The sequence below is a fragment of the Microbacterium sp. B24 genome, assembly GCF_000333415.1.
In the GTDB taxonomy this organism is placed as follows: domain Bacteria; phylum Actinomycetota; class Actinomycetes; order Actinomycetales; family Microbacteriaceae; genus Microbacterium.
Map to the genome: position 1 here is coordinate 1 of NZ_BADB01000302.1, position 8,569 is coordinate 8,569.

Sequence of the window (8,569 nt, forward strand, 5' to 3'; positions counted from 1 at the left end):
GAGCTCGGTCCCGGGGATCCTCTAGAGTCGGGACAGCTCATCGGCGCAGCCCTGGGATCCGCCGTGGCGGGCTTCCTCATCGACAGCAACGGTGCGGCGGGCGCCTACGCTGCCGCGGCCGGCTTCGCGATCGTCGGAGCCCTGGTCGCGATCGTCTTCGTCCGCGGCTTCCCCGACCTGCGCGGACGTGATGCGAGCCCCATCCCCGACACCGAGCCCGTCCCCGTCATCACATGACGTCCTCATCACCCACCGACAGCGCACGACCGTAGGCTGACCGCATGACCGCCGCTGTGACCCTGCCCCGACTGTCGTGGGGCGACGTGCGCGCTCCGCGTCGCGCGCTGCTCGTGCACGGACTCGGCTCCACGGGTGCCTTGATGTGGCGCTACGGCGTGACCCTCGCGGATGCCGGGTGGCACGCGACCGCGGTCGACCTGCGCGGCCACGGCACCGCACCGCGGACGCTGGACTACCGCATCGACGCCTACGCGGCCGACGTCGCGCAGACGCGCCCCGACGACGGCGCACCGTGGGACCTGGTCATCGGGCACTCCCTCGGCGGCGCCGCCGTCACCGTCGCGAGCGCGGGCGACCCCGGCTGGACGCGCCGGCTGGTGCTCGTCGATCCCGCCATCCACCTCGCGGACCGCGATCGCGAGAACGTCCGCGTCGGGCAGGAGCAGTCCTTCGCCGACCCCTCCGTCGAGGCGGTGCGGGCGGAGCATCCCACCTGGCATCCGCTCGACATCGAGCTGAAGGCCCGGGCCGCGCAGCAGGCGAGCCGGTGGGCGGTCGAGCAGACGAGTCTGCAGAACACGCCGTGGGACGTGCGGGCGGCCGCCGCGCGGCTCGCGGTGCCGACGCACGTGATCGCGGCGGACCCGGAGGTGTTCTCGATCTTCCAGGGCGAGCTGGCCGCCGCGGTGCTGCGCCATCCGCTCCTGACGATGTCGGTGGTGACCGGGGCGGGACATTCGCCGCACCGCGACCTTCCGGAGGAGACGATGCGTCACCTCCGCGACGCGATCGGCTGACGCCCCCGCATCGGCACCGCGCCGTCGTCAGGAGATGCGGCGCAGGATGTGCAGAAGAGCGAGGGCGTACGCGTCTTCCGGCTGGGGGTGCTCGAAGGCCCGCCGCTCGCCCGCGAACTCGATCTCGACGCGGTGCGTGTCGGCGAGCCGTTCCAGCCGGCGAAAGGCTCCCCTCAGCAGCTCGCGCAGCTGATCTTCGCGCGGCAGCCACAGCGCATCGGCCTGGGCGACCGAGTCCAGCGCCCACTCGGTCGTGCCGTTGAAGGCGAGGATCGCCCCCGTCGCGTACTCCCGAGGCTCGATCGTCATCTCACTGACCGTGAAGACGTCGGCTTCGAACTCCGGCTCGTCGAGCTGGAACCGGTCGCCGGATGCCGGGCGCCACACGAGACCCGCCTCGCGCAGCGCGACGGCCAACTCGGTCGAGATCATGCTCCTATCCTGCCGCGCCGGCGGTGCCGCGGGACCCGACGGCGACCCTGGGTCCGGTCACGAGGGGCAGGATGGAGGGGTGACCGATTTCGATGCGACCGCGTACCTGCCGGACGACCTGCTCGAGCGCATCCGCTCGCGCGCCGCCGCCGTGGATGCCGAGAACCGCTTTCCCACCGAGGATCTCGCGGAGCTGACGGCAGCCGGATACCTGTCGATCCTCGTGCCCACCGCGTTGGGCGGCGCAGGCCTCGGGCTGGCGGAGGCCGCGGTGCTGCAGCAGCGGCTCGCGAGCGCGGCCCCCGCGACGGCACTCGCGATCAACATGCACCTCGTGTGGACGGGGGTGGCGAAGGTGATGTCCGACCGCGGCATCGACGACCTGCAGTTCGTGCAGACCGGTGCGGCCTCCGGCGAGGTCTTCGCCTTCGGCATCAGCGAGGCGGGCAACGATCTGGTCCTGTTCGGCAGCGACACGCAGGCCGTCCCCTCCGCCGATGGCTCCTACACCTTCACGGGGACCAAGATCTTCACCTCGCTCGGGCCGGTGTGGACGCAGCTGGGGCTGCACGGACTCGACACCACCGACCCGACCGACCCGAAGATGGTCTACGCGTTCGTGCGGCGTACCGACGCCGTCGACACCCGTGACGACTGGGACACGGTCGGCATGCGCGGCACGCAATCGCGCACGACCGTGCTGAATCGGGCCGTGGCCCCTGCCGATCGTGTCGTGCGCCGGGTTGCACCCGGGCCCAACCCCGACCCGATCGTCTTCGGCATCTTCAGCGTCTTCGAAGTGCTCCTGGCCTCCGTCTACACCGGGGTCGCACGCCGCGCGCTCGACCTGGCCGTCGCGGCGGCGAAGACGAGAACGTCGAAGAAGACCGGGCGCCCCTACAGCGACGACGCCGACATCCGCTGGCGCATCGCGGAGATGGCCCTCGCCTACGACGGCCTGCGCCCCCAGGTCGCGGCGATCGCGCGCGACGTGGACGCCCTCGTCGATCACGGCGGCCTGTGGTTTCCCACGCTGTCGGGCCTGAAGCACCGCGCCGTCGTCGCGGCCAAGCAGATCGTCGACGAGGCGATGCTCGTCGCCGGCGGCTCGTCGTACTTCACCCGCAACGAGCTCAGCCGCCTCTACCGCGACGTGCTGGCCGGCATGTTCCACCCCTCCGACCCCGAGTCCGCGCACGCGACCGTCGCCGCCGCGTGGCTCGGCCCGGTCGGCGGCTGACGCACCGGCGGCATCCACCCCCGCATCCATCCCCGCATCCATCCCCGGCAACCGCCCCGTTCAGAACCGAACGGCAGGGGATGCCGCGCGACACGCCGCCCGGATCCCGCCGCACCCGGCGTGTCGCGGCGACGGCCTTGCGATTCGGTCGACCGGAGGAACGCCGCCGTCAGCGCGTCTCGAGGTCGTACGCCTTGAGGAGTTCGGCGACGGCGAGCTCGCGCTGATCGCCGCCCTCGGCGAACATGTGCGCGACGTGGGTGCGCAGATGGTTCTCAATCAGCAGCTTGTCCAGTGACGCGAGGGCCCGCTGGATCGCTCGCGACTGGGCGATGATGTCCATGCAGTAGTCCTCGTTCTCGATCATCTTGGCGAGCCCGCGCACCTGACCCTCGAGGATGCGGGTGCGGTGCAGGGCGCGCTTCTGGATGTCTTCGATCACGCGGCCAGGATACGCCGCGTGCGAGACTACGGGCATGGCGCGCACCCCCACCGAACTGCTCAGCCCCGCCGACCAGGAACGTCGCCGCGCGCTGCGGGTGATGAAGGGCGTCGCTCTCGGCGCGCTGATCCTGATGGCGGTCGTGTTCGTCGTGGCCTTCGTCCTGCAGGACCGCTTCCCGTGGCTGCAGTACGTCCGCGCCGCCGCAGAGGGCGGCATGGTCGGCGCGCTGGCCGACTGGTTCGCGGTGACCGCGCTGTTTCGCCATCCCCTCGGCATTCCCATCCCGCACACCGCGATCATCCCGCGCCGCAAGGACGAGATCGGGCGCACCCTGGGCGAGTTCGTCGAGACGAACTTCCTCGAGGCGGGCGTCGTCCGCGCGAAGCTGGAGTCGACGCCCATCGCTCGCACGGCCGGTGGGTGGCTGCGCGATCCCGCCCACGCGGAGACCGTCGCCGCAGAGGCCTCGGCGGTGGCGTCCGGCATCCTGCGCGCCCTCAGCGACGACGAGGTGCAGGATCTGATCAGCGACCTCGCACGCGAGCACCTGCTCAGCCCGCAGTGGGGACCGACCGTGGGCGCGTGGCTCTCTCGCGTCGTGGAGGCCGACGCGCACCGCGGCGCGGTCGACCTGGGGGTGGACAGCATCGCGACATGGCTGCGCGCCAACCATGCCGCCTTCAGCGGTCTGGTCTCTCGCCGACTCCCCTCCTGGGTGCCGTCGGTCGCGATGCGCCTCGTCGATGACACCGTCTACAACGAGGCCGTGAAGTTCGTCGCCGCGATCCAGGACGACCCCGACCACCCCGCACGCCGCGCCGTCGACGGCTACCTCGCGCGGCTCGCCGAGAACCTGCAGAGCGATCCCACGACCATCGCGCGTCTCGAAGAGGCCAAGACGGCCGTCTTCGACAGCCCGCGCGTGCGCGAGCTGGCCGCCGAGGCCTGGAACACGGCTAAGACGGGTCTGCTGACGGCCCTGGCCGATCCCTCCAGCGGGCTGCGTCGACGCATCAGCGCGGCGCTGGTCGAGATCGGCGAGCGTCTGTCGACGGATGCCGCGCTCCAGCACCGTGTGGATGACCGCATCGCGGGGGCCGCGGTCTTCGTCGTGGATCGCTACCGCCACGACATCGCCTCGATCATCACCGACACGGTGGAGAAGTGGGATCCGGCGGAGACGACCGAGAAGATCGAGCTGATGGTCGGCCGCGATCTGCAGTACATCCGTCTCAACGGCACCGTCGTCGGCGCTCTGGCCGGACTGGTCATCTTCGCCGTCGCGCACGCCCTTCTCGGGTGAGTGGGCGTGCGCGGCGGAAGGGTTATGGACGGCCGATGAACGAAGGCGCGCCCCTGGCTGGCCGCGACCGGGCGCAGTAGCCTGACGGCATGGGCGAACCGGCGGACGAGCTGCTGTTCACCTACGGCACGCTTCAGTACGCCGAGGTGCAGCTGGACACCTTCGGCCGTCTCATCGCGGGCGAGCCCGATGTGCTGCCCGGCTACACGATCGACTACGCCGAGATCGAGGACCAGCGGGTCGTCGACCTGTCGGGCCTGTCGGTGCATCCCGTGCTGCGTGAGACCGGCAGTCCGCTCGACAAGGTGGTCGGCCGCGTCCTGCACCTCACCGCCGACGAGGTGGATGCCGCCGATGAGTACGAGGTGTCGCTGTACCGCCGGGTGCGGGTGACGCTGGGAAGCGGGCGGATCGCCTGGGTGTACGTCGGCTGATGACCAACGCCCTGTCCCACGACCCGCTCTGGCCACGCGCCGGCGACTGGCCCGCGCTCGACGCGGCCTCGGCGGCCGATCGCCTCGACGCGGCGCTGCTGGGAGTGCCGGCGTTTCGCACGTCGCTCTCGCCGACCGGCGCCGATGCGACCCCCACCGCGGTCCGTGAGGCGCTGCGCCGATACAGCCCGACCCTCATGGGGACGCCGCCCGTCGATCTCGCCGCCGCGCTGCGGCTGGCCGACGCGGGAGACGTCGCTGATCCCGACGGCGCCGACGGCGAGACGCGGGTGCGCACCCGCACCGCCGAGCTGACGGCGCGCGCCGCACTGGTGATCGCGCTCGGCGGCGACAATTCCGTCACGTACGCGACGGCCCAGGGCGCCGGTGCCGCCGGTCTCATCACCCTCGACGCGCACTTCGATCTGCGCGACGGCGTCTCCAACGGCTCGCCCGTGCGTCGCCTCGTCGACGACGGGCTCGACCCGACGCGCATCGTGCAGATCGGCATCGCCGACTTCGCCAACTCGGCGGCGTACGCCCAGCGCGCCGCCGACCTCGGCATCCGGGTCATCACGCTCGACGAGCTTCGTCGACGCGGTGCACACGACGTGATCGCCGAGGCGCACGAGGTGGCGGGGCGCGGTGGCGGCGGCATCCACCTCGACATCGACGTGGACGTCTGCGACCGCGCGGTCGCTCCCGGCTGCCCGGCGTCGGTGCCCGGCGGGCTGCAGGCGTCGGAGCTGCGAACTCTCGTGCGCGGCTTGTCCGCCGACCCCGGCGTGCGCAGCGCGGATATCGTCGAAGTGGATGCCGCGGCCGACGCGGCCGACGGGCGCACCGTGCGCCTGGCCGCCCTGTGCGTGCTGGAACTGCTCACCGGCCTGTACCGACGAAAGGTCACCGTATGACGACGCTCGTGCTCGTCCGCCACGCGAAGAGCGACTGGGGCGATCCCGGTCTCGACGATCACGACCGTCCGCTCAACGAACGCGGTCTGCGCGATGCGCCGCTGCTGGCGAAGCGGGTCGCCAGCTCCGGTCTGCAGCTGGATGCCGTCCTCTCCTCGAGCGCGCTGCGCGCCCGCACCACGGCATCGTTCTTCGCCTCGGCATTCGGGCTGGAACCCGAGCTCGACCCGGATCTCTACGGTGCGCCCGCGGACACCCTGCTGGCCGCTGCGGTGGCGCGCGCCGTGCCCGCGGTGATGGTCGTCGCGCACGATCCGGGCATGACGACGCTGGCGGAGCGCCTGTCGGGAGGCGGCATCGGGCACATGCCCACCTGCGCGGTCGCGACGTTCGTGTGGGCGAGTTCCGACTGGGACGTCGCGACGGCCGTCGACCCCGACGAGTGGGCCTTCGATCGCCCCTGACGCCGTGTGGCGCGGGGCATTTCGACGCGCGGCGACGCCGCTCGCTCAACGACCGGGGCGGGAGCGGACAGGGCGAGGCCCGGACGTTGAGCGAGGCGGGCAGCGCCGAGTCGAAACGCCTACGCGATCAGCTCCCCACCGCGGTAGACGGCGTGCACCAGGGGAACCCCGGGTCGATAGGCCAGATGCGTGCGCGAGGGCGCGTCGAGCAGCACCAGATCTGCGCGGGCGCCGAGCGCGAAGGAGCCGACGTCGGTGCGGCCGAGAGCTCGCGCGCCGCCGGCGGTGGCTGCCCAGACCGCCTCGGCGACCGTCATCCCCATCTCGCGCACCGCGAGCGCGACCATGAGTGGCTGGGAACTGGTGAAGCTGGTGCCCGGGTTGCAGTCGCTCGCGAGGGCGACGCTCACACCGGCGTCGATCAGCCGCCGCGCGTCGGGATACGGCTGCCGGGTCGAGAACTCCACACCGGGCAGCAGTGTGACCACCACGTCGCTCGCTGCCAGCAGGCGCACGTCCTCGGCATCGAGATAGGTGCAGTGATCGATCGAGATCACGTCGAGCTCCGTCGCGAGACGCACGCCACCGCCGTGACCCAGCTGGTTGGCGTGCAGCCGCGGGAGAAGTCCCGCGGCGATGCCGGCGCGCAGGATGCGGCGACTCTCGGCGAGCGTGAACGCCCCCCGCTCGCAGAAGACGTCGATCCACCGGGTGAAGGGCAGCACGGCCTCCAGCATCGGACCGCAGACGAGGTCGACGTACGCGTCGCGGTCGCCGACGAACTCGTCGGGCACGACGTGAGCACCGAGGAAGGTCACCTCGTCGGTCACCTCTCGCGCGAGGCGCGCCAGCCGGGCCTCGCCGTCGACGGTGAGGTCGTAGCCGGTCTTCACCTCGAAGGTGGTGGTGCCCTGTCGGTGCATCTCCTCGACGAGTGCGGCGAGCCGTGCCCGCAGCTCGTCGTCGGATGCCGCGCGCGACGCCGCCACGGTGCGGCGTATGCCGCCGGCGACATACGGCTGGCCGGCCATGCGGGCATCGAACTCGTCGGCGCGATCCCCGGCGAAGACGAGGTGCGTGTGGCTGTCGACGAAGCCCGGAATGATCGCGCGCCCCTCGGCATCCACCACCGTCGAGACGACGGGCGGCTTCTCGCCAGCGCGGCCGGCCCAGGCGATGCGACCGTCGACGATCGCCACGGCGGCGCCGCGGATGAGGCCCGTCGGGTCGGCGGGGTCGTCCCCCAGACCCTCGACGTTCGTCGTGAGCTCACCGACGTTCGTCAGCAGCAGCGTGCTCACGGCGCGTCGTCCCGCAGCATCGGAACGACCAGTCCCCGCTCACGCGCGACCTCGCGGGCCCGCTCGTACCCGGCATCCACGTGGCGCATCACGCCCGTGCCGGGATCGTTCGTCAGCACCCGTTCGAGCTTCTCGGCGGCGAGCGCCGTACCGTCGGCGACGGTCACCTGGCCGGCGTGGATCGAGCGGCCGATGCCGACCCCGCCGCCGTGGTGGATCGATACCCAGGACGCACCCGACGCCGTGTTCAACAGGGCGTTGAGCAACGGCCAGTCGGCGATCGCATCGGAGCCGTCGGCCATCGCCTCGGTCTCGCGGTACGGGGAGGCGACCGATCCCGCGTCGAGGTGATCACGACCGATGACGATCGGGCCGGCCAGCTCGCCCGAGGCGACCATCTCGTTGAACTTCAGACCCGCCAGGTGGCGTTCTTTGTAGCCGAGCCAGCAGATGCGCGCGGGGAGCCCCTCGAAACGGACGGTGTCGCCCGCTCGGTCCAGCCATCGCCGCAGCGCGGCGTCATCGGGGAACAGCTCCGCGACCGCGCGGTCGGTCTTGGCGATGTCGTCCGGATCGCCCGACAGCGCCACCCACCGGAACGGGCCGCGCCCCTCGGCGAACAGCGGCCGGATGTAGGCGGGGACGAACCCCGGAAACGCGAACGCCCGGTCGTAGCCGCCGAGCTCGGCCTCACGGCGGATCGAGTTGCCGTAGTCGAACACGGCGGCCCCGGCATCCTGGAATCCGACCATCGCCGCGACGTGCGCCGCCATGGAGGCCCGAGCACGGGCGGTGAAGTCCTCGGGGTCGGATGCCGCAGCATCCTTCCAGGCCGCCACGCTCAGACCGATCGGAAGGTAGGCGAGGGGGTCGTGGGCGCTGGTCTGGTCGGTGACGATGTCGATCGGGGCGGCGCCGGCGTGCCGGCGGCGCAGCAGTTCGGGGAAGACCTCGGCCGCGTTGCCGACGAGACCGACCGACAGCGCTCTCCGGCCGGCG

General features: G+C 71.8%; 10 protein-coding genes and 1 pseudogene. 7 read left to right on the top strand and 4 right to left on the bottom strand.

What is annotated here, in order from left to right; genetic code table 11:
• Both I5I_RS07845 and I5I_RS07850 read left to right on the top strand, forming a co-directional pair.
• Positions 1–237 (top strand): annotated as a pseudogene (locus tag I5I_RS07845) (MFS transporter); the annotation flags it as partial.
• A gap of 44 nt (positions 238–281) precedes the next feature.
• Positions 282–1,037: an alpha/beta fold hydrolase gene (locus I5I_RS07850; protein WP_036318261.1), complete on the top strand. Its 756-nt coding sequence runs from the start codon at positions 282–284 to the stop codon at positions 1,035–1,037.
• 27 nt (positions 1,038–1,064) lie between these two features.
• Here the strand turns inward: I5I_RS07850 and I5I_RS07855 are convergent, their stop codons facing one another.
• On the bottom strand, positions 1,065–1,469 hold the full coding sequence (locus I5I_RS07855) for a hypothetical protein (RefSeq protein ID WP_036318262.1): 405 nt from the start codon (positions 1,467–1,469) through the stop codon (positions 1,065–1,067).
• Between the two features lie 79 nt (positions 1,470–1,548).
• On the opposite strand from I5I_RS07855, the gene I5I_RS07860 reads away from it, so the two are divergent.
• Positions 1,549–2,709 (top strand): acyl-CoA dehydrogenase family protein, encoded by a 1,161-nt coding sequence (locus I5I_RS07860; RefSeq protein ID WP_036318263.1) that lies wholly within the window; start codon positions 1,549–1,551, stop codon positions 2,707–2,709.
• Positions 2,710–2,878: 169 nt separating this feature from the next.
• On the opposite strand, the gene I5I_RS07865 is transcribed toward I5I_RS07860, so the two are convergent.
• Positions 2,879–3,151 (bottom strand): metal-sensitive transcriptional regulator, encoded by a 273-nt coding sequence (locus I5I_RS07865; RefSeq protein WP_036318264.1) that lies wholly within the window; start codon positions 3,149–3,151, stop codon positions 2,879–2,881.
• Positions 3,152–3,185: 34 nt separating this feature from the next.
• On the opposite strand from I5I_RS07865, the gene I5I_RS07870 reads away from it, so the two are divergent.
• From I5I_RS07870 to I5I_RS07885, 4 genes are all read left to right on the top strand, one after another.
• Positions 3,186–4,457, top strand: a complete 1,272-nt coding sequence (locus I5I_RS07870) for a DUF445 domain-containing protein (protein ID WP_036318265.1) — start codon at positions 3,186–3,188, stop codon at positions 4,455–4,457.
• Positions 4,458–4,546: 89 nt separating this feature from the next.
• Entirely contained in the window at positions 4,547–4,891 is a 345-nt protein-coding gene (locus I5I_RS07875) for a gamma-glutamylcyclotransferase family protein (protein ID WP_036318266.1), read from the top strand.
• A complete protein-coding gene (locus tag I5I_RS07880; RefSeq protein WP_036318267.1) occupies positions 4,891–5,805 on the top strand; it encodes an arginase family protein in 915 nt (304 codons plus the stop codon). The genes I5I_RS07875 and I5I_RS07880 overlap by 1 nt, the downstream gene beginning before the upstream one ends.
• Entirely contained in the window at positions 5,802–6,269 is a 468-nt protein-coding gene (locus tag I5I_RS07885; RefSeq protein WP_036318268.1) for a SixA phosphatase family protein, read from the top strand. Before I5I_RS07880 ends, I5I_RS07885 begins: the two co-directional genes overlap by 4 nt.
• A gap of 119 nt (positions 6,270–6,388) precedes the next feature.
• On the opposite strand, the gene hutI is transcribed toward I5I_RS07885, so the two are convergent.
• Positions 6,389–7,570, bottom strand: coding sequence for an imidazolonepropionase (hutI, locus tag I5I_RS07890; RefSeq protein WP_036318269.1), 1,182 nt, complete (start codon positions 7,568–7,570; stop codon positions 6,389–6,391).
• Positions 7,567–8,569, bottom strand: a 1,003-nt coding sequence (hutU, locus tag I5I_RS07895; protein WP_036318270.1) for a urocanate hydratase, incomplete at its 5' end; no start/stop codon positions are given. The genes hutU and hutI, both read right to left, overlap by 4 nt.